26 protein-coding genes are annotated in these 25,045 nt (G+C 58.4%); 9 read left to right on the top strand and 17 right to left on the bottom strand.

The window, feature by feature from the left end:
* Positions 1-31 precede the first annotated feature (31 nt).
* Both IB213_RS15060 and IB213_RS15055 read right to left on the bottom strand, forming a co-directional pair.
* Positions 32-709: a YrbL family protein gene (locus IB213_RS15060; RefSeq protein ID WP_225561139.1), complete on the bottom strand. Its 678-nt coding sequence runs from the start codon at positions 707-709 to the stop codon at positions 32-34.
* Positions 669-1,916: an O-antigen ligase gene (locus IB213_RS15055; protein WP_192407546.1), complete on the bottom strand. Its 1,248-nt coding sequence runs from the start codon at positions 1,914-1,916 to the stop codon at positions 669-671. The genes IB213_RS15060 and IB213_RS15055 overlap by 41 nt, the downstream gene beginning before the upstream one ends.
* A 24-nt stretch (positions 1,917-1,940) precedes the next feature.
* Between IB213_RS15055 and IB213_RS15050 the strand changes: the two genes are divergently transcribed.
* The gene (locus tag IB213_RS15050; RefSeq protein WP_225561138.1) at positions 1,941-2,708 is read left to right on the top strand and encodes a glycosyltransferase family 25 protein; all 768 of its coding nucleotides are present in this window, start codon (positions 1,941-1,943) and stop codon (positions 2,706-2,708) included.
* 27 nt (positions 2,709-2,735) lie between these two features.
* Here IB213_RS15050 and IB213_RS15045 read toward each other — a convergent pair whose 3' ends face one another.
* The 5 genes from IB213_RS15045 to alr all read right to left on the bottom strand — a co-directional run bounded on the left by IB213_RS15045 (position 2,736) and on the right by alr (position 7,396).
* Positions 2,736-3,821: a glycosyltransferase gene (locus IB213_RS15045; RefSeq protein WP_192407544.1), complete on the bottom strand. Its 1,086-nt coding sequence runs from the start codon at positions 3,819-3,821 to the stop codon at positions 2,736-2,738.
* A 60-nt stretch (positions 3,822-3,881) separates the two neighbouring features.
* Positions 3,882-4,091, bottom strand: a complete 210-nt coding sequence (locus tag IB213_RS15040) for a zinc-finger domain-containing protein (protein WP_192407542.1) — start codon at positions 4,089-4,091, stop codon at positions 3,882-3,884.
* Between the two features lie 113 nt (positions 4,092-4,204).
* Positions 4,205-4,636: a glycerate kinase gene (locus IB213_RS15035; RefSeq protein WP_192407540.1), complete on the bottom strand. Its 432-nt coding sequence runs from the start codon at positions 4,634-4,636 to the stop codon at positions 4,205-4,207.
* A gap of 102 nt (positions 4,637-4,738) precedes the next feature.
* Positions 4,739-6,124, bottom strand: a complete 1,386-nt coding sequence (radA, locus tag IB213_RS15030; protein ID WP_192407538.1) for a DNA repair protein RadA — start codon at positions 6,122-6,124, stop codon at positions 4,739-4,741.
* Positions 6,125-6,280: 156 nt separating this feature from the next.
* Complete coding sequence (gene alr / locus IB213_RS15025; RefSeq protein WP_192407536.1) at positions 6,281-7,396, bottom strand: alanine racemase; 1,116 nt, start codon at positions 7,394-7,396, stop codon at positions 6,281-6,283.
* Between the two features lie 142 nt (positions 7,397-7,538).
* On the opposite strand from alr, the gene lplT reads away from it, so the two are divergent.
* Positions 7,539-8,828 carry a lysophospholipid transporter LplT gene (gene lplT, locus IB213_RS15020; RefSeq protein WP_192407534.1) on the top strand — a complete coding sequence of 430 codons (1,290 nt, stop codon included), beginning with the start codon at positions 7,539-7,541 and terminating at the stop codon, positions 8,826-8,828.
* A gap of 62 nt (positions 8,829-8,890) precedes the next feature.
* The gene (locus IB213_RS15015) at positions 8,891-9,772 is read left to right on the top strand and encodes a DMT family transporter (RefSeq protein ID WP_192407531.1); all 882 of its coding nucleotides are present in this window, start codon (positions 8,891-8,893) and stop codon (positions 9,770-9,772) included.
* Between the two features lie 67 nt (positions 9,773-9,839).
* Here the strand turns inward: IB213_RS15015 and IB213_RS15010 are convergent, their stop codons facing one another.
* A complete protein-coding gene (locus tag IB213_RS15010; RefSeq protein WP_192407529.1) occupies positions 9,840-10,022 on the bottom strand; it encodes a hypothetical protein in 183 nt (60 codons plus the stop codon).
* A 173-nt stretch (positions 10,023-10,195) separates the two neighbouring features.
* Here IB213_RS15010 and IB213_RS15005 point away from each other — a divergent pair, with 173 nt between their 5' ends.
* Entirely contained in the window at positions 10,196-10,690 is a 495-nt protein-coding gene (locus tag IB213_RS15005) for a glutathione peroxidase (protein ID WP_192407526.1), read from the top strand.
* 48 nt (positions 10,691-10,738) lie between these two features.
* Here the strand turns inward: IB213_RS15005 and IB213_RS15000 are convergent, their stop codons facing one another.
* The 5 genes from IB213_RS15000 to IB213_RS14980 all read right to left on the bottom strand — a co-directional run bounded on the left by IB213_RS15000 (position 10,739) and on the right by IB213_RS14980 (position 15,904).
* A complete protein-coding gene (locus tag IB213_RS15000; RefSeq protein WP_192407524.1) occupies positions 10,739-11,479 on the bottom strand; it encodes a ProQ/FINO family protein in 741 nt (246 codons plus the stop codon).
* 76 nt (positions 11,480-11,555) lie between these two features.
* Positions 11,556-12,815 (bottom strand): glycolate oxidase subunit GlcF, encoded by a 1,260-nt coding sequence (gene glcF / locus IB213_RS14995; RefSeq protein ID WP_192407522.1) that lies wholly within the window; start codon positions 12,813-12,815, stop codon positions 11,556-11,558.
* Between the two features lie 52 nt (positions 12,816-12,867).
* Entirely contained in the window at positions 12,868-13,992 is a 1,125-nt protein-coding gene (gene glcE / locus IB213_RS14990; protein WP_192407521.1) for a glycolate oxidase subunit GlcE, read from the bottom strand.
* 164 nt (positions 13,993-14,156) lie between these two features.
* On the bottom strand, positions 14,157-15,539 hold the full coding sequence (locus IB213_RS14985) for an ammonium transporter (protein ID WP_191722065.1): 1,383 nt from the start codon (positions 15,537-15,539) through the stop codon (positions 14,157-14,159).
* 26 nt (positions 15,540-15,565) lie between these two features.
* Complete coding sequence (locus IB213_RS14980; RefSeq protein WP_042411906.1) at positions 15,566-15,904, bottom strand: P-II family nitrogen regulator; 339 nt, start codon at positions 15,902-15,904, stop codon at positions 15,566-15,568.
* 206 nt (positions 15,905-16,110) lie between these two features.
* On the opposite strand from IB213_RS14980, the gene IB213_RS14975 reads away from it, so the two are divergent.
* Positions 16,111-17,649, top strand: a complete 1,539-nt coding sequence (locus IB213_RS14975) for a YifB family Mg chelatase-like AAA ATPase (RefSeq protein WP_192407520.1) — start codon at positions 16,111-16,113, stop codon at positions 17,647-17,649.
* Between the two features lie 15 nt (positions 17,650-17,664).
* Here IB213_RS14975 and IB213_RS14970 read toward each other — a convergent pair whose 3' ends face one another.
* A complete protein-coding gene (locus tag IB213_RS14970; RefSeq protein ID WP_192407519.1) occupies positions 17,665-18,600 on the bottom strand; it encodes a LysR family transcriptional regulator in 936 nt (311 codons plus the stop codon).
* A gap of 98 nt (positions 18,601-18,698) precedes the next feature.
* Here IB213_RS14970 and IB213_RS14965 point away from each other — a divergent pair, with 98 nt between their 5' ends.
* The 4 genes from IB213_RS14965 (at position 18,699) to IB213_RS14950 (ending at position 21,610) form a co-directional block, all read left to right on the top strand.
* A complete protein-coding gene (locus IB213_RS14965) occupies positions 18,699-19,886 on the top strand; it encodes a YbfB/YjiJ family MFS transporter (protein ID WP_192407518.1) in 1,188 nt (395 codons plus the stop codon).
* 36 nt (positions 19,887-19,922) lie between these two features.
* Positions 19,923-20,525 (top strand): glutathione S-transferase N-terminal domain-containing protein, encoded by a 603-nt coding sequence (locus IB213_RS14960; protein ID WP_192407517.1) that lies wholly within the window; start codon positions 19,923-19,925, stop codon positions 20,523-20,525.
* Positions 20,526-20,618: 93 nt separating this feature from the next.
* The gene (locus tag IB213_RS14955) at positions 20,619-21,014 is read left to right on the top strand and encodes a DUF4878 domain-containing protein (RefSeq protein WP_191722060.1); all 396 of its coding nucleotides are present in this window, start codon (positions 20,619-20,621) and stop codon (positions 21,012-21,014) included.
* 32 nt (positions 21,015-21,046) lie between these two features.
* Positions 21,047-21,610: a YiiX/YebB-like N1pC/P60 family cysteine hydrolase gene (locus IB213_RS14950; RefSeq protein ID WP_370551221.1), complete on the top strand. Its 564-nt coding sequence runs from the start codon at positions 21,047-21,049 to the stop codon at positions 21,608-21,610.
* Here IB213_RS14950 and IB213_RS14945 read toward each other — a convergent pair.
* The 3 genes from IB213_RS14945 to IB213_RS14935 are packed head-to-tail and all read right to left on the bottom strand — an operon-like array spanning position 21,599 to position 25,007.
* Positions 21,599-22,348 carry an ABC transporter ATP-binding protein gene (locus IB213_RS14945; protein WP_192407515.1) on the bottom strand — a complete coding sequence of 250 codons (750 nt, stop codon included), beginning with the start codon at positions 22,346-22,348 and terminating at the stop codon, positions 21,599-21,601. The genes IB213_RS14950 and IB213_RS14945 overlap by 12 nt on opposite strands.
* Positions 22,345-23,106: an ABC transporter ATP-binding protein gene (locus IB213_RS14940; RefSeq protein ID WP_192407513.1), complete on the bottom strand. Its 762-nt coding sequence runs from the start codon at positions 23,104-23,106 to the stop codon at positions 22,345-22,347. Before IB213_RS14940 ends, IB213_RS14945 begins: the two co-directional genes overlap by 4 nt.
* Positions 23,103-25,007 (bottom strand): ABC transporter permease, encoded by a 1,905-nt coding sequence (locus tag IB213_RS14935; protein WP_192407511.1) that lies wholly within the window; start codon positions 25,005-25,007, stop codon positions 23,103-23,105. Before IB213_RS14935 ends, IB213_RS14940 begins: the two co-directional genes overlap by 4 nt.
* Between the last annotated feature and the right edge of the window lie 38 nt (positions 25,008-25,045).

Raw genomic sequence — 25,045 nt, 5'->3', positions numbered from 1 at the left:
TATCCAAATCGAGCCGCACCTGCGGCTCTTTTTATTTTTCTGCGGCGATTGCATTCAATTGCTGCTGAATTTTGCGCTGCACTTGACGTACATAGCGTCCACTGATGGAGGCAGACATGGCTCGAATCGGTATCAGCAATTTCTCCCCAACCCCATCGACCAACACAAACTCGGGACGTCCGCTACGCCTTTCTGTGTACATCAAGCCTGCGTAGTTCACCTCTCCAAAAACAATATGCAGACGCACACAATCATCAAAGAATTGGGCCAATGCCCTCTGATGCTTTTCTTGCAGGCCCGGGCCTTTGGCCAGATCCTCTAGCGTCCAGCCTATTCCGTCCTCAGCCGTGATCTTTTCGGTCACCAAGCCTAGACCCGCAGAAGTTGGCACCAGTCCGTAAGGAATTTCTACAGGGAAAATATAATTATTCTCTTGATAATGATTCTTGCAAAGCTGTAGATATTGCAAAATTTCCCGGCGAAACTGGCGATAAATACCCTGGTATAAATTTCTTTTTATTTTCCCGTGCTTCAGGAAACCGCCATCTTCAGCTACTAATTCCGGTTTGATAACTTTAATTATTTTTTCTGCAAAGAAAGGATGCTGATAAACGTTTTTAATCGTTCCCTGACCTATTTTATCAAGGTCACTTAATTCAAAGAATTCATTATTTGATTTCATTTTTATCTTCAAATCGAATTTTTGCATAAAGCAGGCACATCATCAATATAAAGAAATTATATTCTCTGGCGTTCCAAAGAGATGCGTTCACCATACTATCCACCAAAAAAATAGCAATAAACCCCATCATTAACGGTCTGTATTTTCCACCTTGCCACCCTGCCCAACAAAGCGCAGAGATAAGGAGTAAAAATAAAATCAATCCAACTACCCCGAGTTCGACAGCAAAAAAAATAAATTGATTGTGAGGCGTTGTATCCCCTACTTTGCACCAAACTGGCTCTGGTGCTTTCTCACACCACTTAATTCCATGACTCCCCAATCCCCAGCCTAAAAGAGGGCGTTCTTGCACCAGCTCTAGAGACTTCATCCACATATACCAACGAGCACCGATACTCGATAAAGTAGGTAGTTCTCCTCGACTATTCTGCTCGAAAATCAATTGCGTTTCGCTAATAGCCGAGTTATAGCGTTCTTGCACGCGTGATGAAGTACTAAACGCAACAAGGCTGGCAAGCACGATAGCAATCACACCCAACCAGGACCATTTCCTCGGAAGTGCAAAAACAATATACAAAAGAATTCCAGCGAGCAGTACAACATAACCAGTGCGACCACTAGATAAATACATTGTTGAAACAACTGCCAGCCCTGTGATAATAATCCACAACCATTTTTTCCATTGCACTTTACTATTAAAAATAAAGAACAGCCCCTGCAATGCGAAAAATGACATCATTATATTTTGTGTAATGTAATTACCAAAAACAGTATGATCCACTCCCCATCCTTGTTTTTTTGTTGCCGACCAGGGTACTTCAAACCATATATTCAAATAGGTAGAAATCAACACAAAAAACATGCCTGCAGCAAATGCAAAAAATGCATATTTTCTAGCTTTTTGATTCAAAAGAATTGCTATCAAAAACACACCAAAAAACAACTTTGAATATTTATTGAAATTTGTCCCAAGTGCATCATCCCATGTGGAAAGACTATAAAAAGAACCAACACACACCCAAAAAAACAAGGCCAGCAAAGACCACACCAAGGGCTCTTTCCACAAACAATCTCTTTTTCTCCAAACTGCTCCACTAAGAAGTGAAGTTAATACAGCAAGCGCAAGAGTTGCATTGTGTGCAGCCAATGAAAATGGTAAAAACAAGAAAGTCAAAACCAAAAAAAAGATACTACTTTTTTCTATATTCAATTTAAACTTATAAGAATCCAACATCAAATACTTTCTCAGGAAATTCCAATGCCCAAAATATGCATAAAATCGCGTATGGAATTACCTATCTTTTTTATCAATCTTGACAGAGACACCGAGCGACGAGAGCTGCTGGAGCAGCAGTTTAAGGCTTTACGTTTGCAGGGCCGCCGTATCGATGCCGTTTGGTGGGCGAATCTCTCTGAAGAAGAACAAGGACGCTGGTATAGCCCTCTACTCAACGAGCAGCAATACTACAAGCCGCTCGTCAATGGCGAAAAAGGCTGCTACGCCAGCCACATCAAAGCATGGCAACAACTGCTAGAGAGTGATGCTCCCGCGATGGTGGTACTGGAAGATGACGTTCAATTGCTCACAGCTTTTCCAGAAGCCACCCAGGCGATTGCTCAACTTGAGCAGGCCTGGGACATGATCAAGCTGATAGGCAGACCCAAAGAAAAAATACAAGCAGATCGCCAGCTAACCCCTACGCACAGGCTGATTCAATATCAACGCGTTCCCAGCTCCACGGCGGGCTATGTCATCAGCCGTGCTGGTGCCCAGAAATTACTGTCTAGCCGTGTCCCGTTTGGCCGCCCAGTGGATGTCGATATCCGTTTTTGGTTTGAAAACGACTTGCAGGTGTTTGGCGTCTATCCTTCTGTGCTGAGTTTGGATGAACTGAGCGAGGTCAGCAGCATCTGGGCACAGCGTGAGCGCACATCCGTTGCACAGCGCATTCGAAAACTGTGGATGAAAGTGCAACTGTTCACTGGTACCTTAATGGCGCGTGCGCCGAAGCTGCCGGAGCATTAAGGTCGAGTGACGAAAATGGTGGACCACTTACGTGGTAGCAGCCAAAAGCGCTTGGTATTGAGCCCACATGTGCTCGCGCCCATAGGCATGCAACGCCTTGGCCCGGGCTGCAACACCCAGTTGCTCCGCTCTTGAAGGGTTTTGCAGCAAAAATTGTAATGCTGCAGCCAATTCTTGGACATTTTCATGAGGCACAACCAGCCCATCGACATCGTGCACCAAGGCTTCCTTTGCCCCGAGAACATTGGAAGTAATGCAGGCGCACGCAGCGGCCATGCCTTCGACCAGCGCCAGTGGCATGCCTTCCCAATGCGTCGAAAGAACAAAGATCTGCACGGCTGCCAGCCTTTGCGGCAAATCTGAGACATTGCCCAAAAAAATCACCTGCTCTTGCAGACCCAGCTTGGCCACCAAGCTTTCCACCTTGTGGCGCAAACGCTTGCTCCCCCCACCCGCCAAATACAGCTTGGGGGTGAGGCCTTGGTTACGCAGAACCTGCAAAGCCTGAACAAGGCTGGCATGGTCTTTTTGTCGCGCAAAACGCGATGCCATCAAGATGGCAGGCTCCCGCGAGGACCAGTCAGCTGGAAGCAGTGTTTCCGGAAACTTTCGCAAATCAATGCCATTCGGAATGGCCATGCATTTATCTGCTGGAAAACCCAGCTCAATGAGCCGTGTCCTGACCCCTTCAGAGACACCGATGTGCGCTGTCGTCCAAGGAGACAGTGCCAGCGCCTGCCTCAGTCTGCGAGGCGTGTAGCGCTCATAAGCGTTGTGCTCCACATGAAAGATGCGCGGCACCCTTTCCGCAACCGCTGCCTGGCGCCCCCATATGTGATCGCTGAAACCATGGGCAAACAGCACATCCGGCTTCCACGCACGGATCAGCTTGCGCAACTCCCAAACAGTCATGGCGTGCAGCCAGTTAGAAACCACCTGCACTGTCAAACCCTGGTCACGCAGCGCCTGAACGCGTTGGGCATCCGTATTGCGCTTGCGCCGAAGCACAAGCATGACCTCCATGCCTGGCGTGTTATTGGCCGCCATACAAAGATCGACAGCAACTTGCGTTGCTCCCGAAAAACCGCCAGTCACGAAGTGAAGAATGCGCATACGCTGACCTCAAAAAAGAAGGGCTTCGCAGGGAAGCCCTTGGGTTGCCAACGCCGCGTTTTAATGGCCTCCAGCAAACACCTCACCGGCCTTGAGCTTGAAAGTGGTACCGCAGTAAGGGCACTTGCCTTCGCCATCGTGGGCCACATCGATGTACACCTTGGGGTGGCTGTTCCACAGCTTCATATCAGCCTTCGGGCTGGGGCAGTAAACACCGCCTTGCTGGTTCAGGTCTTTGGCAGCCAGTTCGACAACGGCAGTAGTGCTCATGGTGGGTGTCTCTCTCACAGGTGGAGGCAGCCCGTACGTGCAGGCTGCTTGAACTTTGAATAAAGGCCAGCCGGCACACGGCTTAACCTCTGTTGCGGGAGATTTTAAAGGCCTCAGGCCGCCGTTGTATGACTGTCCGCATTAGTAGGTTCAGATTTTGAGGGCCGCTCCAGCTCCCATTTCACCAAACGGCCATTCACAAACGTGCAGGTGACATGCGAGTCGCTCCCATCTGTCCAGCGATAAATCTCCGGATCTTTCCCTTCCTCGGACATGAGCATGCCCAGGGAACGGGTCATGGCCACCACGTGCATCAGGTTCACTTTGGGTTTGAGCTTGGCGTTCAGCATCACCGCGCTGCCTACATAGCCGATGGGGCGCTGAGAGGCGCGCCGCATGACGGTCATCAAGCGGGTGAAGTGCAGCAGCAGCCACATCAAGATGCCACCGCCTATTGCGGCGACGCCCTTCCATCCCATCGAATCAAAGGCGACATACAGCATGGCCGCCAGCCCCAAGGGCACTACAACATTGCGCAAATTCATGGGCGTATTGTCATATGGACAAGCCAGCGGTCGCTTGCGGGCAGTGCGTATATGGGTTTTCAGCAACCGATTCCACGAATAAATCTGTTTACCCACAAGCATTTAGTTGATGGCACGCACCACATTCATGGCTTCATCCACGCGCTCAACAGGGTGGATGGTCAAGCCGGGAATGGCTTTTTTGGGCACATTGGCCTTGGGAACGACAGCCACCGTAAACCCAAGCTTGGCAGCTTCTTTGAGACGGTCCTGCCCACGGGGGGCGGGACGCACTTCGCCCGCCAGGCCCACCTCGCCGAAAGCAAAGAATCCCTTGGGCAAAGGTTTGCCGCGCAGGCTGGAGGTAATGGACAGCATGACGGCCAAATCGGCTGCCGGTTCGTTGATACGCACGCCGCCCACGGCATTCACAAACACGTCCTGGTCCGCACAGGCCACGCCCGCATGGCGGTTCAGTACTGCCAGCAGCATGGCCAGCCGGTCTTTGTCCAGCCCCACAGACAAGCGGCGCGCAGCCGGACCGGCGCTGTCTACCAGCGCCTGAATCTCAACCAGAAGCGGGCGCGTGCCCTCCAGCGTCACCATCACGCAGCTGCCGGGCACTGGCTCAGAGTGCTGGCTCAAGAAGATGGCGCTGGGGTTGCTTACGCCCTTCAGGCCTTTTTCGGTCATGGCAAACACGCCAATCTCGTTGACGGCACCAAAACGGTTTTTGATCGCGCGAATCAGGCGATGCGGGCTGTGCGTATCGCCTTCAAAGTACAGCACGGTATCGACCATGTGCTCCAGTACGCGCGGGCCCGCCAAGGCACCCTCTTTGGTCACGTGGCCCACCAGGATCACGGTTACGCCCGTGCTTTTGGCCATGCGCGTCAGGTGCGCAGCGCATTCGCGCACCTGCGCAACCGAGCCGGGGGCGCTGGTGAGCTGGTCGGAATACGTGGTCTGGATGGAGTCAATCACCACGACGGCAGGCTGCGTGGCCTCCACCGTGGCCAAAATCTTTTCGAGCTGAATCTCAGCCAGCAAATTCACCTGACTGCCATCAATACCCAGCCGGCGTGAGCGCAGCGCCACCTGTGCACCACTTTCTTCGCCCGTTACATACAGCGTGGGCAAGCCTGCGCGGTGCAGCGCATCCATGGCCTGCAGCAACAGCGTGGATTTGCCGATACCCGGGTCGCCACCGATCAGCACCACGCCACCTTCCACCACGCCGCCGCCGAGCACGCGGTCCAGCTCTTCAATACCACTGGGGGTGCGGGCCACGTCTTGCGCTTCGATAGCGGACAAAGGCGTCACTGGCTGTGCATTGGCCAGACCGGCGTAGCCCTGGGGGGAGCTGAGGCGGTTTTTCCCCCCTGATGCGGCCTCCGGCACGCTTTCGATCAGGCTGTTCCATGCGCCACAGCTGGGGCACTTTCCCAGCCAGCGCGGTGTGCTGGCGCCGCATGCGTTGCAGGTGTAAATGGTTTTGTCTTTGGCCATGGCAGGACTATATCGGTGCAGGTTGCCTCAACGGTCAATGTGGTTGCGGCTGCACAAAAAAGGAGCTGCCATCGCTCTTCAGTGCTCACTTTCAGATATAAATATATTTGAAAACCATATGCGACAAGCGCTTGCAGCTCTCTTTTTAAATAATGCTTATTTGCGCTGCCCTTCTTCATCGCTGACCACGGGCACGCGGGGAGCAACGGCGCACATCAGTTCATAGCCCACCGTGCCGGCGGCGGCGGCCACCTCGTCAATGCTCAGCACAGTGCCCGTGCTGGGGCTGCGTCCCCACAGCACCACTTCGCTGCCCACGCCAGCCTCAGGCACGGGGGTCAGATCCACGCAGATCATGTCCATGCTCACGCGGCCCAGCAGCCGGGTGCGCACCCCGTTGACCAGCACGGGCGTGCCCGTGCCGCAATGGCGGGGGTAGCCGTCGGCATAGCCACAGGCGATCACGCCCAGCTTCATGGGCCCGTCGGCCGTAAAGGCAGAGCCATACCCCACGGTATCGCCCGCTTTGAGGTTCTGCACGCCAATCACCTTGGTAGACAGCGTCATGGCTGGCTGCAGGCCCCAGTCCTGCGCGGTGCGCTGCGGATAGTCTGGCGCGCTGCCATACAGCACGATGCCAGGGCGCACCCAGTCATTGAGGGCCCGCTCTTCGCCTCCAAAAATGAGGGCGCCTGCGCTGTTGCAGGCGCTGCGTTCGCCCGGCAGGTCTTCGGTCACCTGCATGAATACTTCCAGCTGGTGCGCAATGCCGCGCGGGCCATCCGCATCGCTGAAGTGCGTGACAAAAGAAATCTCTTCCACCTGCGGCAAGGCGCTCAGGCGCGCATAGGCACTGCGAAAGCGCTCGGGCGTAAAGCCCAGGCGATTCATGCCACTGTTCATCTTCAAGAACACGCGGTGCGCAATTTGCGTCTTGTGCGCGGCCAGCCAGTCAATCTGCTCGTCGCAGTGCACGGTATGCCAGACACCCAGGCGAGAGCACAGCTCCAGATCACGCAGCTCAAACACGCCCTCCAGCAGCAAGATGGGGCCGCGCCAGTCAAGGCGACGCAGGCGCTGGGCCTCCTCCAGCTCCAGCACCGCAAAGCCGTCTGCCGCACGCATGCCTTCAAAAGCGCGCTCAATGCCATGACCGTAGGCATTGGCCTTGGTCACGCACATGAGCTTGGCGTCTGGCGCTGCGCTGCGAACCCGTTGCAGGTTGTGGCGAATCGCTTGGGGATGGATGGTGGCAAGAATGGGGCGCGGCATGACAAATCACAATCGAGAGCAAACAGCGGCCATTCTGGCACCAGTGTTCGAAGTGTGCGTGATATAACCGCCACTCCTTTCGCCATCGGGACAATCATTTCCGTGCGCCTGTCCCTGAGGGCAGGTGTGCGCACAGCATTTCATGAAGCGCGGTTTCTACACCATCATGTCGGCGCAGTTTTTCAGCTCGCTGGCCGATAACGCCCTGTTCGTCACCGCTGTAGAGCTGTTACGCACGGGCGGAGCTCCCGAGTGGCAAAGTGCCGCTCTGGTTCCCATGTTCGCGCTGTTTTACGTCGTGCTGGCCCCTTTTGTGGGAGCCTTTGCCGATGCTTTGCCCAAAGGGCGGGTGATGTTCATCAGCAATGCCATCAAGGTGCTGGGCTGCCTGCTGATGCTGTTTGGTCACCACCCGCTGCTGGCCTATGCCGTGGTCGGTCTGGGCGCTGCTGCTTATTCGCCCGCCAAGTACGGCATCTTGACCGAGCTGCTGCCTGCCTCACAGCTGGTCAAGGCAAATGGCTGGATTGAGGGGCTGACCATTACCTCCATCATCTTGGGCGTGCTGCTGGGTGGCCAACTGGTTGGGCCGGCGATTTCCTCGCACCTGCTGGCCCTGCACATTCCCGGCGTCAACAATGCTGCCGAAGCGGCTATTGGCGTGCTGATTTTTGTCTACGTTCTGGCAGCGGCCTTTAATCTGCGCATTCCGCGCACTTCTGCACCCCTGGTTCCCTTGAGCCAAGACGCCCAGCAAAGCAACTTTCGCAACGCGCTGGCGCTGCTGCCAGATTTTTGGGATTGCAACCGACGCCTGTGGAAAGACAAGCTGGGCCAGATATCCCTGTCCACCACCACGCTGTTTTGGGGCGTATCCGGCAATCTGCGCTACATCGTGCTGGCCTGGGCTGCGGTGGCATTGGGCTACAGCACCACGCAAGCCTCAGCGCTGGTGGGCGTGGTCGCCATTGGCACGGCGGTGGGTGCCGTGCTGGCATCCATGCGCATGAAGCTGCAGCACGCCACACGTGTGATACCAATGGGCATCGCCATGGGCCTGCTGGTCATTTGCATGAACTTCATCGGCCACCTGTGGATTGCCGTCCCGTTCCTGATTGTGCTGGGCGGTCTGGGAGGCTATCTGGTCGTACCCATGAACGCACTGCTGCAACACCGCGGCCACAGCCTGATGGGCGCAGGCCGCTCGATTGCGGTGCAGAACTTCAACGAGCAAGCCTGTATCTTGGGCCTGGGCGCGCTGTACAGCCTGAGTACCATGTGGGGTGTTTCCGCCTACGGCGCCATCACCGGCTTTGGCGCAATTGTGGCGGCCACCATGTGGCTGATTGGACGCTGGTACCTGCACAACTGCCGCAAGCATGGCAGCGAAGTACGCCGCCTGCTAGACATTGCGCGCAAAGACCACCACTAAAACAAAAGATTATATCCATAGCATCCGGCGCAGGCACCACCTGCGCCGGAGCCATTTTTGACATGCATTTCTCTTTGCCATATTTCTCACTGCTGTTCAACGCCATGGTCTGGGGCCTGGCCTGGTGGCCTTTTCAGACCATGCATGCTGCGGGCTTGGTTGCCCCATGGGCCACCAGCATGATCTACAGCCTGCTCACCGTGATCACCGTGGTGTGGATGCGCAGCAGCCTGCACGCATTTGTGACCCACCGCACACTGTGGCTGCTGGCCTTGTCCTCGGGCTTGACCAATGTGTCCTTCAACATGGCGGCCTCCACCGGCGATGTGGTGCGTGTGATCTTGCTGTTCTATCTCATGCCCGCATGGACCGTGCTGCTGGCCTGGCGCTTTCTGGGTGAGCGCCCAACCCGCGCAGGCTTGCTGCGCCTGGTACTGGCCTTCAGCGGCATGGCGTTAGTGATCGTGCCCGAAGGCGCCAGCCTGCACAGCCTGACAGCCGACATTGGGCTGCCCGAGTACTTGGCCGTGTTTGGCGGTCTGTGCTTTGCCTGCACCAATGTCATCTTGCGTCGCAGCTTTCACGCGCCCAGCATGGCTCGGGTGCTGGCCATGTTCATTGGCTGCATGTGCGTGGGTCTGGTCACAGCCAGCCTCGGCTACGTCACTGGCTACTTCCCTGCAGTGCCATCGCCCGATGCCGTCTGGGTCTCCTGCGCGCTGGGCATGGCCGTTTTGGTAGCGATCGGCTCGTGGGCGCTGCAATATGGCGCTGCGCGTGTACCGACCAGCACCACGTCGCTGATCATGCTCTCTGAAGTCCTGTTTGCCAGCGGCTCCGCGTGGCTGCTGGGCGCCACCGAGCTCACGCCTCGCATGCTGCTGGGTGGCCTGCTCATCATCTCCGGGGCCTTGATGGCCGTGCTGCAGAGTAATAAACGCTGAGCCTGCGCCCCTTCAAAAAAACCCGCCAGGCAAGCTGTGCGGGTTTTTTTGGTTACAGCGAGCTGCGCTAAGGCTTCGTGGCCGGCGCAGCATCAGCAGGCCCAGGAATGGGCTCCATCACTTGCACACGCACTTCGGGTTTGTTGTGTGCCGTATAGGCGCCATACCCCATACCGCTGAGCAGCACCACGACGCCCAGTGCCAAAATAAAAGTTGAGCTTTCAAACAAAGAGCGTAATCCACGATCCATGGAGACCTCCTTTATTGCGATGGACCACAACAGGCATAAAAAATTTAACGCAAGTCGCGTCGAAATTCAAATACCACGTGGATACAACTTCTCTGGCTGTATTGGCATCGCTCTGGCATGCAAAGCAGCTGTGGTGGCAAGATGGCTGCACCTCTTCTTGCACCGAGTCCACCATGACCAGTTTTTACGACTTTTCAGCAACCAGCATTGACGGCCACAGCCGGGCTTTGTCCAGCTATGAAGGCAAGGTGGTCTTGGTGGTCAACACCGCCAGCGCCTGCGGCTTTACACCGCAGTTTGAGGGCTTGCAGCAATTGCACCAGCGCTATGCCGATCAAGGGCTGGTGATTCTGGGCTTTCCCTGCAACCAGTTTGGCCAGCAAGACAAGGGCAGCGACACTGAAATTGCCAGCTTTTGCCAGCGCAATTACGGTGTGGACTTTCCCATGATGTCCAAGGTGGACGTCAACGGTGCCAGCGCCCACCCGCTCTTTGCATGGCTCAAAGCACAGGCACCGGGCATTCTGGGCACCGAGATGATCAAGTGGAACTTCACCAAGTTCCTGCTGGGGCGCGATGGCCGGGTTCTGCATCGCTACGCCCCCAAGGACACTCCGCAAAGCCTGACGACAGATATTGAGCAGGCCCTGCGCACGCCACAGCCATAAAAAAAGGGCCTTCAAGGCCCTTTTTCTGGTCGTGTGCCACTCAGGCTTTTACTCAGCCTGCTGGCCTTGCAACTGCTTGGCACGGTGCAGCTGACGCTGCACGGCGTGCGGGTTCATGCCGTACATATCGGCAAACGCCTCAATTGACGCAGCACCGCTGCCAGCAAAGGCACGCTGCACAGCTTCGGCCTTGGCGTCTTGCTCTGCCACCTCGTCCAAAGCGGCATCCAGCAGGGTTTGCGTGGCTTCATCACGCACCTGCACCACTTCCAGATAGGCATCGCGGCTCAGGCCTGAGTCCATGAAAGCCATGCCCATGCGGCGACGCAGCTTGACCTGCAGGTCTTCGCCATCACGGGGCTTCTTGCGCTTGAACACTTCCACCAAGGCGTGGAACACATGCTCCGGTGCCATGGCTTCCACCGGATTGCCTTGCAGATCGTGGCGCGCAGCGCCCGAAGCCACCGCATTCAGATAGCGGGTCGAGCGGGTGTGGATCGCCATGGCAACCTTCAGCCCCGCCTTGTCCAGCGCCTCACCGTGCAAAGCCAGCAGGTCTTGGTATGTCCCGCGCTTGAGTGGCTGCACGGTGGCACCAAACAGCACGGGGTGCAGTTGCGCCAGCTGGGCCAGCACAGGGTGAACTTCACGCACTGGGCGCGAAGCTGCATTGCCAGCAGGGCGACCACGGCCACCGTGATGGGGAGGACGACGGTCGGCTCGGGCAGGCGCTTGCGCCGGTGCGGCGGGCGCAGCGTTTTCAACGGTGGAGGACACGGGTTCGGTCATGGGCGGTAGGCCAGTGCAAAAAATCAAACACGCGATGATGCCAGCATTGCGCCATCAATGCGAATCGATGGCCTCTTTAGTTGTGTGAAGCAATCGCAGCCAACGCCTCATCGAGCACTTCCACCCAGTGGCGTACAGGCAGCGGCGTTCCACTTTGCAGGTGGGCAATACAACCAATATTGGCCGACAAAATGGCTACAGGTTCAGTCACAGCTTCGTTGAGTGCTCGCAATTTTCGATCACGCAGCGTCTTGGACAATACCGGTTGCAACACCGAGTAAGTGCCTGCCGATCCACAGCACAGGTGGGACTCGGTGCGCGCCGTGGTCAGCTGAAATCCCAGCTTGCCCAAGTTGGCCTCCACCACGCCTTTGAGCTTTTGCGCATGTTGCAAGGTGCACGGCGGGTGGTAAGCCATGGGCTGCTGCACCACCTGCACCTTGCCTTGCAGCTTGGCCGCCAGCTCCGGCAGCAAGGCGGGTAGCAGCTCACTCAAATCCCGTGTCAACGCGCTGATACGGGCCGCTTTGTCAGCATAGGCCGGCTCATGCTGCAGCACATGGCCCCAGTCTTTGACCATGGCACCGCAGCCTGAGGCGTTACTCACAATCGCCTCCACCTCGCCTGCGGCAACAGCGGGCCACCACGCATCGATATTGGCGCGCATCTGGGCTTTGCCGCCCTCGTGGTCATTGAGGTGGTACTTCACGGCACCACAACACTGGCTTTGTGTCACCACCACGGTTTGAATGCCCACCGCATCCAGCACGCGTGCGGTGGCGTAGTTGATGTTGGGCAACATGGCCGGCTGTACACAGCCTTGCTGCAGCAGTACTTTGCGTGCATGGCTGCGGGTGGGCCATGCGCCGTGCTCACTCTTGGGCGGCACTTTGGCTTGAATGCTCTCAGGCAGCCAGCTGCGCACGGATTGCCCCAGCTTCATCGCCGGTGCAAACAAGGGTGACGTCAGGCCTTCCTTGAGCAGCCAGCGCTGCATGCGCTCGCCCACGGGGCGCTGCACCTTTTCGTCCACCACTTTGCGGCCAATGTCCACCAGGTGCCCGTATTGCACGCCGCTGGGGCAGGTGGACTCGCAGTTGCGGCAAGTCAGGCAGCGGTCCAGGTGCATTTGCGTGGCACGCGTGGGCGCCTGCCCTTCCAGCACCTGCTTGATCAGGTAAATACGGCCGCGGGGTCCATCGAGCTCATCGCCCAGAATCTGGTAAGTGGGGCAGGTGGCCGTGCAAAAGCCGCAGTGCACGCACTTGCGCAGAATGGATTCCGCTTCTTGCCCTTCGGGCGTTCCGAGGTACTCGGGTGCCAAATTGGTTTGCATGGATGTTGTCTCGTGGGTTTTCTAGATTCTGACCATTGCCGGTGCGCAGCGCTTAGAACAACGCCGAGGTACGCCCGGGATTGAAAATGCCCGCGGGATCAAACGCCTGCTTCAATTGCTGGTGTATCTGCACCACGCCCTGGTTATTTGGGTTGAATATGGCTTCAGCGCTGATCTGCTCTTGGCTTTCAGCTCTGAATAGCAAAGCGCTACCCCCTGCAGCCTGTGCAATCTGGTGCAAGCTGGCACCGGCTGCGCGTGGTGCTTTCACCCAGCGCAAGCCACCGTGCCACTCCACCAGCGGTGCAGCCACGCCCGCAGGCAGCGCCAGCACCGGGGCGGTTTGCGGCACCGACAAGCGCCACAGGCACTCGGTGGCTGTACGCGTGGTGAACCATGGCAATTGCTGTTCACGGCAGGCCAGCCAGTCGCCCGCCGTCTGCGCGCTGTCCAGCCGTACGCCACCCATGCTGCGGCATGCCGCATCCACCGCTGCCACCGCACCACGCAGGCGCACATACAGCGTGTCCACACCAGCGTCTTCTACCCAGCAACTGGCGTTCAGCGGCAAAGGCTGGCCGCCCCACAGGTTCAGGCGCTGCAGAGCCTCGGCTTGCGACACGCCATCAAAGCGCAGCGTGGTTTCTGCAGGCGCAACGGGCAAAACTTTGAGGCTGACTTCCGTGATCAGGCCCAGAGTTCCCCAGCTACCGGCCATGAGGCGCGAGACGTCATAGCCCGCCACATTCTTCATCACCGTGCCACCAAAACGCAGCAGCTCAGCCTTGCCATTGATGATTTCAATGCCCAGAACAAAATCGCGCACGGCCCCTGCACTGGCGCGGGCCGGGCCACTCCATCCGGCAGCCACCATGCCCCCCACCGTAGCTTGCCTGTTGGTACTGCCGGCAAAGTGGGGAGGCTCAAACGCCAGACACTGGCCTTGCGCAGCCAGTACGGCCTCCAGCTCTGCTAAAGGTGTGCCAGCCTTGACGGTCACGACCAGTTCGCTGGGCTCATAACTGACGATGCCTGTCAGGCTGCAGGTGTCCACAATGTCGCCTTGCAATTGCATGGCGTGAAAGTCTTTGCTGCCACCCCCGCAAATGCGCAGGGGCGTTTGTTCAGCAATGGCGGCGCGTACGCGCGCTTGAATCTGGTGAAGGGCTGCATCCATGGCTGTAAATCGTAGCGACACCACGGTTTTTTACCAGCTGTCCGGGCGTGAATTTTTTGAATGCCCTGCGTGAATCACGCTGCGCTGCAGCAACAAAAAAACCGCCCCCGAAGGGGCGGTTCAAGCAAACCTCGCAGGCAGTGCGTGCTGCCTGCTGTCTATGCTTAACGGTTGTAGGCAGACTCACCGTGGGTGGTGATGTCCAGGCCTTCGCGCTCAGCATCTTCAGCCACTCGCAGACCCACCAGGATATCTGCGATCTTGAAGCAGACGTAAGAGACCACACCGCACCAGACCATGGTCACGATCACGCTCTTGAACTGCACCCAGACCTGCGCACCCATGGCGAAAGTGTCAGGACTCAGACCACCTGTGCCACCCAGACTTTGCGAGGCAAACACACCCGTCAAGATAGCGCCCAAGATACCGCCCACGCCATGTACGCCGAACACATCACACACGTCGTCAGCCTTGAGCATGCGCTTCAGACCAGACACCCCCCACAGGCACAGAGGGCCAGCAATCAGACCCATCACGATGGAACCCATGGGGCCCACAAAACCAGCGGCGGGAGTGATGGTGACCAGGCCAGCCACCGCACCGGATGCGGCGCCCAGCATGGAAGCCTTGCCCTTGTGCAGTGACTCCGTCACGATCCAGGCCACGGCAGCAGCGCCAGTTGCCAAGATGGTGTTGATGAACGCCAGACCTGCACCACCGTTAGCAGCACCAGCGGAGCCGGCGTTGAAACCGAACCAGCCCACCCACAGCAGGGATGCACCCACCATGGTCAGTGTCAGGCTGTGAGGAGGCAGGGCTTCCTTACCGAAGCCGATGCGCTTGCCCACCATGTAGGCACCCACCAGACCAGCCACGGCAGCGTTGATATGCACCACCGTTCCGCCCGCAAAATCGAGCGCGCCATCGGCTGCCAACAAACCACCGCCCCACACCATGTGGGCCATGGGGATGTAGCTGAAGGTGAACCACAGCACCGAGAAAATCATCACGGCAGAGAACTTGATGCGTTCTGCAAAGGCACCCACGATCAGCGCCACCGTAATCGCAGCAAAGGTCGACTGGAAGGCCACAAACACATACTCAGGAATGGTGGGCAGCATGCCAGACAGCGTGTCGGGCGTGATGCCAGCCAGGAACAGCTTGCTGAAGTCTCCGTAGAACTTGCCTTCGCCACCGAACGTCAGCGAGAAGCCATAAATAGCCCACAGCACAGTGATCAGCGAGAAGATGGTGAACACCTGTGCCAGCACGGACAGCATGTTCTTGGAGCGCACCAGACCGCCATAAAACAAGGCCAGGCCCGGGATGGTCATCAAGATCACCAGCATGGTGGATGTCAGCATCCACGCGGTGTCACCGGAGTCCAGCTTGGCCACTTCTTGCGCGGCGGCAGCCACAGGTGCTGCGGTTTGCACAACGGCTTCTACAACAACAGCTGCAACAGGCGCAGCTTCTTGAGCAAAGGCACCTGCGGCTGTGGCCAAGAGGCCTACGCCGAGCGTGAGTGCAGGGAGCGATTTTTTCATGTCAGTCTCTTGCATTAGGGGTTGCGTTACAGCGCTTCCTTGCCGGTTTCACCGGTGCGGATACGCACGACTTGCTCCAGGTCGTAAACAAAAATCTTGCCGTCGCCGATCTTTCCTGTGCGTGCTGCACCTTCGATGGCTTCGATCACTTGCTCAAGCACGGCATCGTCCACCGCTGCTTCCAGCTTGACCTTGGGCAAAAAATCCACGACGTATTCCGCACCGCGGTACAGCTCGGTATGGCCTTTCTGGCGGCCAAAACCCTTCACCTCGGTCACGGTGATGCCCTGGACCCCAAGCTGCGAGAGGGCTTCGCGCACCTCGTCGAGCTTGAAGGGCTTGATGATGGCTGACACCATTTTCATGAGACGTTCCTCCGGGAAGTGGGAAGTTGTAAAAAGTGTTGTGACAACCCCTTTAAGCAGTTAGCGTGCCAACCAGCGGCATTGAAGCGAGAGTTACAAGCGTCCTACAGTGAGCGCGCGCCACTTGCCGCCAATGCACCAAATCAGTGCAAGTTAGAGCCAGGTTTCTGACGCGCACTTGCACCGGAATAGGGAGGAGACCGTTCATGAGCTTGGCCTGTGTGCAAAGTCGGGCATTGCTGGGACTGCAAGCACCGTCTGTCACCGTGGAAGTCCACCTTGCCAATGGTCTGCCCAGCCTGAGTCTGGTGGGGCTTGCGGACCTTGAAGTCAAAGAGGCCCGCGAACGCGTGCGCTGCGCCATTGCCAACAGCGGGCTGGAGTTTCCCAACAACAAGCGCATCACCGTCAACCTGGCGCCCGCCGACCTTCCGAAAGACTCTGGCCGCTTTGATTTGCCCATAGCGCTGGGCATCCTTGCTGCCAGCGGGCAGATCGATGCCAAAAAACTGCAAGGCTGGGAATTTGCAGGAGAGCTGTCTTTATCGGGTGCGCTTCGGCCTGTGCGCGGGGCGCTTGCTACCAGCTTGGCACTGCAGATGCAGCACGCGGCTGTGCGCTTGGTGCTGCCCATGGAAAGTGCCGCTGAGGCTGCATGCGCCCCTCAGGCTGAGGTCTATGGAGCACAACATCTGCTGGATGTCGTGGCACAGCTACTCCCTTGCCCGGCCACACTCGATCCCACCACCAGCGCAGGCTGGCAACGCATGCCAGCGCCCCCCGTCACCGCGCATGCAACGCTGGCCGACATCAGCGATGTCAAGGGCCAGGCATCCGCCAAACGCGCGCTGGAGATTGCGGCGGCCGGCCAGCACGGCGTATTGATGGTGGGGCCTCCCGGCTCTGGCAAATCCATGCTGGCACAGCGCTTTGCCGGATTACTCCCCCCCATGTCTGCACACGAGGCACTGGAGAGCGCTGCCATTGCCAGTTTGTGCGGACGCTTCAAGGCCGACCAATGGGGACTGCGCCGCACAGCCAGCCCCCATCACACCGCCAGCGCTGTGGCTTTGGTGGGCGGCGGCTCGCCGCCTAAACCAGGTGAAATTTCATACGCCCACCATGGCACCTTGTTTCTGGATGAATTTCCTGAATTTGCCCGCAACGCTTTAGAAGCCCTGCGCGAGCCCCTGGAGACAGGCCGCATCACCATTGCCCGCGCAGCTCACAGTACAGAATTTCCGGCACAGTTTCAGCTGATCGCCGCAATGAACCCTTGCCCCTGTGGCTTCTGGGGTTCCACCCAACGCGCCTGCCGCTGTACTCCAGACCAGGTGGCGCGCTACCAAGGCAAGCTCAGCGGACCGCTGCTGGACCGGATTGATTTGCACATTGAAGTCGCTGCATTACCAGCGCAGGAGCTGCTGTCCGCCAGCAACGAAGAAAGCAGCACCACCATCCGCAGCCGCATTGTGCAAGCACGTGAGCGCGCCATGGCACGCCAGTCCTGCAGCAACCAGCAATTGCAAGGCGACGCTTTGGATCGATTTTTGCACCTGCAAGACAGTGCACATCAACTGGTGCGCAAGGCAGCAGAGCGCCTGGGCTGGTCTGCCCGCGCCACCCACCGTGCCTTGCGTGTGGCGCGCACCATTGCAGACTTGGCCCACAGCGACACCATTGCCAGCACGCATGTGGCTGAGGCCATGCAATACCGCCGAGCACTGCTGCACACCGCAAAGTAGGCTGCTGCGCAACCCTCATCTTGCGCTGGCAAGCAAGCTGCCGTCCGCCTGACTGGCGCTATGCCTGGGCACGCCCCCCAGTGGGGAGAGCTTGCCAACCAATGCCCGCAACTGTGGTGACCAGCCCTGTTGCTCAGGGGCCACCAGCCACGTATCGACCACGCCGATCTGGCTGCGCAAAGGCTCAGGCAAGCGCACACAATGAGTGCCAAATCGGCTCTGCTGGGTCTGCATCAGTGCCAGCGGCATCAACGCAAAGCCCATGCCTGCAGCCACACAGCCCAAGATGGCATCCAGCGTGCCCAGCTCCATGATGCGTGTGGACGTGATGCCTTGGCTGGCCAGCAACAATTCAATGCGCTGACGGTAGCTGCAACCCTGCCTGAATGCCAGAAATGGCGTGTGCAGCAGCACTTCTGGCGCGGGCAATGTCTGCATGGGCGCTGGCCCCACCAGCACCAGCTCCTCCTGAAACACGGGTTGCGCCCACCAGCGCGGGTTGGGTGGCTGGCCCGCCACAAAGGCGCAGTCGAGCGCTCCGCGCACCAGATCGTCCAGCAATGCCGCCGTGGGCCCAGTGCGCAACTGCAGGTCAATGTGGGGGTGGGCCTGGTACACCTTGGCCAGCACGCTGGGCAGGCGCAAGGCCGCCGTGCTTTCCATCGCACCTATGCGCAAGCTGCCGGCAGGCGGTACCTCACCCGCAAACAGCGCACAAGTGTCATCGTGGGTCTGCAAAAGGCGCTGCGCCTGAGGCAGCAAGGTATGGCCAGCGGGGGTCAGGCGCACCGGGCCATTGCTGCGCTCCATCAGCTGCACCTTCAGCTCTTCTTCCAGCTTCTTGATGTGTGCTGTCACGTTCGACTGCACGGTGTGCAACCGCTGTGCGGCGGCACCAAAGCTGCCAGTGCTGCAAACGGCATCAAAAATACGCAGAGATTTAAGTTGCATGGGGCATCAATCACAAAAAAAGATGATGGCATTCATTTTGAATCATTGGACATGATCATGACAAACGCCTAATCTGCCCCATCACTTCAAGGTTCCATGTGATTCGACGCTCTGAATTTCCGCTTTTCTTGACCGGCTTTCTGGCCACACTCAGTGGTGTGGGACTGGCACGCTTTGCCTACACAGCCTTGATGCCAGAGATGGTGCTGGCAGGCTGGTTCACCGGCGAGCAGGTGGCCTATCTGGGGGCAGCCAACCTCTTGGGTTATTTGATTGGCGCGCTGGCTGCTGCGCCGATGGCCGAGCGTTGGGGGGCCGTGCGCGTTCTGGTTGGGTGCTGGTTTGCGGTGGCACTGAGCTTTGCGGCTTGCAGTTTTGATCAACCCATGACCGTGTTCTTTGTCTGGCGCCTGCTGTCAGGCATTGCAGGTGCCACCTTGATGGTGTTGGGCCCCTCGGTCGCCATGTCTGCCACCCCCGTAGAGCGCCGTGCCGCACTGGGTCCACTGATGTTTTGCGGCATTGGGGTGGGCGCCTTGCTGTCGGCCACGCTGGTGCCAGCATTGGCCCAGCAAAGCCTTGGCGCCGTGTGGTGGGGCCTGACGCTGGTGTGCGTGGCCGCGCTGTGGTGGGGCTGGCGCAATGCACGCCAGCTGCCCGCCCCCATTCCCATGGTGGTTACGCCGGGTGCGGCCCCTGCTTTGCCAGCCACCGCTGTGTGGAGCCTGCCCGTCATCTTGGTGTTTGCAGCCTACACCACCGATGCCTTTGGCTTTGTGCCGCACACGGTGTTTTGGGTGGACTATCTGGCACGCGAATTGAATTTGGGCTCCACCTATGCCTCTACACAGTGGGCGTTTTTTGGTTTGGGAGCCGTGGCCGGGCCACTGTGCGCATCGCTGTGCGCTACGCGCTGGGGCTGGTGGCGCACCACAGCAGGGGCCTATGCCTTGAAAGCGATGGCCATTGGCATGCCCCTGATCTGGGTGGGCTTTGCCGGGCATGCGGTCTCTGGCTTTATCGTTGGCGCGCTGTCGCCCGGCATGGCGGCCATTACATCGGGCTACCTGATGCAGCTGATTGGTCCGGCACGTCACAAGCGCATGTGGGGCTACGCCACTGCCGCCTTTGCGCTACTGCAAGCCACCGCAGGCTATCTCATGGCCTATATCTACGCCCACACGGGCAGCTACCGCAGTCTGTTTTTCATGGGCTGCAGCGCCTTGATGCTGGGTGCCGTTCTGATTCTTTTCTCCAAGCAAAAACAGCCTCTAACGTCCCGCTAATGGGCGCTGGAAGCGTTCCTCTTTACAAGACCCAGCATGCAACTTTTTTTAAATACCACCTCACCTTTTGCACGCGTGGCACGTGTGATTGTTCTAGAAAGAGGGTTGGCCGATCGTGTCGATCTGGTCTGGAGCGACCCATGGGGCAACGACCCCGCCCTGCTCGCCACGCACCCCCAGCTGCGCATTCCAGTCCTGGTGACCAACGATGGCCATGCGATTGCGGAATCGCTGTTGATTGCGCAGTATTTAGACCAGTGTGGCTCTGGCACACCTTTGGTGCCTGCAGAGCACGCGGCCAGTGTGCTCGCACGCACCAGCGTCGCTTATGGCCTGATGGAAAGCGCATTTAATCTGGTGATTGCGCGCAAGTACGAAGGCGCGCAGGCTGCTGACTCCAGCGTCATGGGGCAACGCCGCCTGGCAGCCCTGGTGCGTGCGCTGCATCACATCGAAACTTCACTGCCTGCACTGCCCGGCACAGCGCTTTCGCTGGACCAGATCACCACGGCTGTTGCACTGGAATATGTCATGTTCCGGCTGCCCGACATGCTGCCTGCAGGAACCTCTGCGCGGACACAGCAATGGCTTGCGCAGATTCAGCAGCGCCCCAGTTTGATGACTACGGCATTTCATTAATCACGAACACTTCACGCTTGTGGCAGCTTGTTATCCTTCAGAGGTTCACGCTGGCTTACAGCCAGCGCTCTTTGACCCACACCTCTACTGGCTATGAATATTTCTCGACGCACCTGGCTTGCAATGGGCATGTCTCTGGGCCTGACCGCCTGCCTGGGTGGCAGCGCGCCCATTGACGTCATCCGCGACTTCTACATGGCTGTGGCCGCAGGCAACGCTGACAAAGCCACCCAGTACCTGGCGCTCCAGCAGGTCTCTGCCGATGAAATGCGCCTGGTCAAAGCCAAGGTTGAGATGATGGTTGCGCAGGGCAAATCCGTGGTGGATGCCAACAACGGTCTTGCAAAGATTGACATGCTGCAAGAGGACATGGCTGCAGACGGCAACAGCGCCAAAGTCAAAGTGCAAGTGACGTTCAAGAATGACAAAACCAAGAACGAAAGCTTTACGCTGCTCAAGGAAGATGGCCACTGGAAAATCCGCCTTTGATGCTGCGGACTGCGCACAGCACCGTCACTTTAGTGGCGGTTTTTTTCTGCACGGCCAGCGTAGCGCAGTTGCCCACCCTGCCGCCACAGGCACAGGCGGGTGATCTGATTTTTCGCACGGGCACTGAAGGTGTCAGCCATGCGGTCATGGCCATCGATCAAGGGCTGTACAGCCATGTCGGCGTCTTGATTGGCAATGCTGCGCGGTGGCAGGTACTGCACGCCACACCTGCAGAGCGCCCATCCAGCCCAGATGCGGTGGTGCTCGATGAGCTGTCCTTTTACCTGCACCCACAGCGAGCCAGTGCCTTTCAAGTCTTTCATGTGCGTGCCGCCAGCGCACAGCAACGCCAGCGTGCGGTAGATTGGGCACTGGCACAAAAAGGCCGGCGCTTTCACATGCTGGACCCTAGCCAGGGCACCTACTGCACCACCTTGGCGTGGGATGCTTGGGCCCACGCAGGCATCACGCTGCCAGTGCAGCGCACGCAGCTTGCACTCCCGCTGCTCAGTGGCACCTACCTGCTGCCCAGTGCGCTGGCAGCATCACCACGACTGCAAGCCCTGCCTGCACAGCCAGTTACCTCAAAGCCCTAAATACTGCTGGCGCACCTGCGCATGGCCCGCCAGTTCGGCCATGGGCCCACTGTGCACAATCTGGCCTTTTTCCAGCACATAAACACGGTCGGCCACTACCTGTGCAAAAGGCAGGTTTTGCTCACTGAGCAAGATGCCAATGCCCTGCGCCTTCAGCGCCAAAATGGTGCGGGCCATTTGCTCCACGATCAATGGCGCAACACCTTCTGAGGGCTCATCCAGCAGCACCACATACGGCTGCCCCATCAGCGTGCGCGCCACGCTGAGCATTTGCTGCTCGCCTCCGCTCATTTGCCCGCCCGGGCGTTGCGGCATTGCGCCCAGATTGGGAAAAAGTGCAAAAAGCTTTTCAGGCAACCAGTGCGGCACGGGACTGCCGTCGGGCCACAGCCTTGCTTTTTGGCGGCCTACTTCGAGGTTCTCCATCACGGTCAGCTCGGTGAAGATGCGTCGATCTTCAGGCACATACCCCAGGCCCGCGCGGGCAATCTGGTGCGATGCCTTGCCCTGTATTGCATTGCCCATGAAAAGAACTTTTCCTTTGCGCCGCTCCAGCAGTCCGACAATGCTCTTGAGCGTGGTGGATTTTCCTGCACCGTTGCGCCCCATCAGCGCCACCACTTCACCGCGCCCAACCTGCAGCGACACGCCGTGCAAGATGTGTGCGGCACCGTACCAGGCGTTCAGGCCTTCAACTTGCAGCAAAGGACTGGAAGGGGTTGTTTGCACTTCACTCATAACTGCTTCTCCAGCACCAGGCCGCTGCCCAGATACGCTTGCTGCACGCGGGCGTCATCACGGATGGCTTGCGGTGTGCCCTCAGCCAGCAATTGCCCGCGCACCAACACGGCCACACGGTCAGCCTGCCCGAACACCACATCCATGCTGTGCTCAGTAAACAGCACACCCATCTGGCGTGCTTTGGCAAGCTGACGCGTCAGCTGCATCAGCGCCACGCGCTCACCCGGAGCCATGCCAGCCGTAGGCTCGTCCATCAGCAGCAGTTGGGGGTCGTGTGCCAGTGCAATCGCCAGCTCCACACGCTTGACATCCCCATAAGCCAATTCGCTGCAAGGCCGATCCGCCTGTGCCGCCATGTCCACCTGCGCCAACAGCGCCAGCGCATCCGGCCGACGGTGCGCATTCGCTCGTTGCCACCATGAAAAAATTCGCTGATCGCGTGACAGCAGCGCCATTTGCACGTTCTCCACCACGGTCAGCGAAGCAAAGGTTTGTGCGATCTGAAAAGTACGCCCTACCCCTTTGCGCCAGATGGCCCGCGGAGTCAGCCCCACCAGGTTTTCTGCGTTCAGCAGCACGCGCCCATGATCTGGCTGCAGTTGCCCGCCCACCATGTTGAAAGTGGTACTTTTGCCCGCCCCATTGGGACCAATCAAGGCCAGCAGTTCCCCTGCCTGCAGCGTGAACGACACCTCATGCACCGCCTGAACGCCACCAAATGTTTTGCAAAGTGATTGCACTTGCAGCAGTGTCATGGGTGGATCCGTTCTTTCTTTTGGGAAACCCACAGGGCTTGCAACTGCTGCGCGAATCCGGAAATACCTTGCGGAAACAGCAACACCAAAACCAGCATGATGGCCCCCATCAATGCCCGCCAGTAATCCGTGTTGCGCGCCACAGTGTCATGCAGCCAGGTGAAGGCCGCAGAACCCACCACGGGGCCAGCCAGGGTCTGAATGCCGCCCAGCAGCACCATGACCAGCGCATCCACACTCTTGCTTACGCCCAGGCTGTCTGGCGCTACGCTGCCTTTGGAAAAAGCAAACAACGCCCCGGCCAGACCCGCAAACGCACCGGCAATCACAAACGCGGTCCATTGAATACGGCGCACATCCAGCCCAATGGCGTCGGCACGCATGGCGGAATCTCGCGCAGCGCGCAACGCATAGCCCAAGGGGGAAAACAGCATCCGGCGCAAGCCATACACAGCCAGCACGCACAGCGCCCAGGCCAGCCAGTAAAAGTGCTCGGTCTGTGATGCCCAGTCAGACGGCCACACCCCCGTCAGTCCATTGCTGCCACCCGTAACACCATCCCACTGAAACACAATCGCCCATGTGATTTGCGCAAACGCCAGGGTGAGCATGGTCAGGTACACCCCAGACAGGCGTACGCAAAACCAGCCGTACAGCAAAGCCCCAGCAGCGGCCATCAGCGGGCCCAGCACCAGCGCCACCTCCATCGGTACATGCAGCAGGCGCACGGCCAGCGCAGCGCCGTAGGCACCCAGTCCAAAGTAGGCCGCATGTCCAAACGAATGCATGCCGCCGGGGCCCAGAATGCAGTGCAGACTGGCAGCAAACAGTGCAGCAATCAGCATGTCCGTCATCAGCACTGTGGCGTAGCTGCCTTCGCCCACCAGCAGTGGCAGCACCAGCAAGCCCAGCACCAGCACACCCCATGCCGCCGTACTGCTACGACCGGCAAGACGTAAGGGCTGCTCAGGCACCCCCGCATGGCGTGCAGGGGCCTGTGGCTTGCCCATCAACCCCCATGGTCTCCAGACCAGCACCGAGGCCATCACCAAAAACTCCACCACCAGCGTGAGCTTGGAAAAAGACACCTCCACGCCTGCAACCTCTTGCACGCCCAGCCAGATGCACACGGCCTTGATTTCAGCAATCAACAGTGCCGCCACAAAAGCCCCGGGAATGCTGCCCATGCCACCCACTACCACCACCACAAAGGCGGCACCAATGGTGGTCATGTCCATCTCCAGGCTGGCGGGTTCACGCGGCAATTGCAGCGCCCCTGCCAGCCCGGCCAGCAATGTGCCCAGTGCAAAGACAGCAGTGAACAGCCACGCCTGGTTCACGCCCAGTGCGCCCACCATTTCACGGTCTTGCGTGGCAGCACGCACCAAAGTGCCAAACCGGGTTTGGGTGAGCAGCACATGCAGGCCCAGCAGCACCAGTGGCCCAGCGGCAATCAGCAACAAGTCATAGGTGGGAAACTGGCGACCCAATATCTCGATCGAGCCTTCCAGCCCCGCTGCACGCGGGCCAAACAACTCCTCCGGCCCCCATAGCCACAGGGCCGCATCTTTGATGACCAGCACCAGTGCAAACGTGGCCAGCAACTGAAACAGTTCTGGCGCTTTATAGATGCGGCGCAGCAGCCCTATCTCCGTCAGCGCGCCCAGTGCCGCACATGCCAGTGGTGCCAGCAGCAAGGCGGGCCAAAAGCCGATGGTGGGCGCGAGTGTTTCCACGCTGGTAAATGCCATGTAGGCACCCAGCATGAAAAAAGAACCGTGCGCAAAATTAATGGTGCGCGTCACTCCGAAGATCAACGACAGCCCGACAGACACCAGAAACAGCGACGACGCGCTGGCAAGGCCATTGAGCAATTGGGCCAGCAGGCCAGATGCACTCATGCGATGGCGCTCCTCAAACTCACAAACTTATCCCCAAA

This window comes from Comamonas sp. CMM02 (assembly GCF_014851485.1).
GTDB lineage: Bacteria > Pseudomonadota > Gammaproteobacteria > Burkholderiales > Burkholderiaceae_C > Comamonas > Comamonas avium.
Note: the sequence above shows the minus strand (reverse complement) of the source record. Positions and strands in the feature narration are given on the sequence as shown.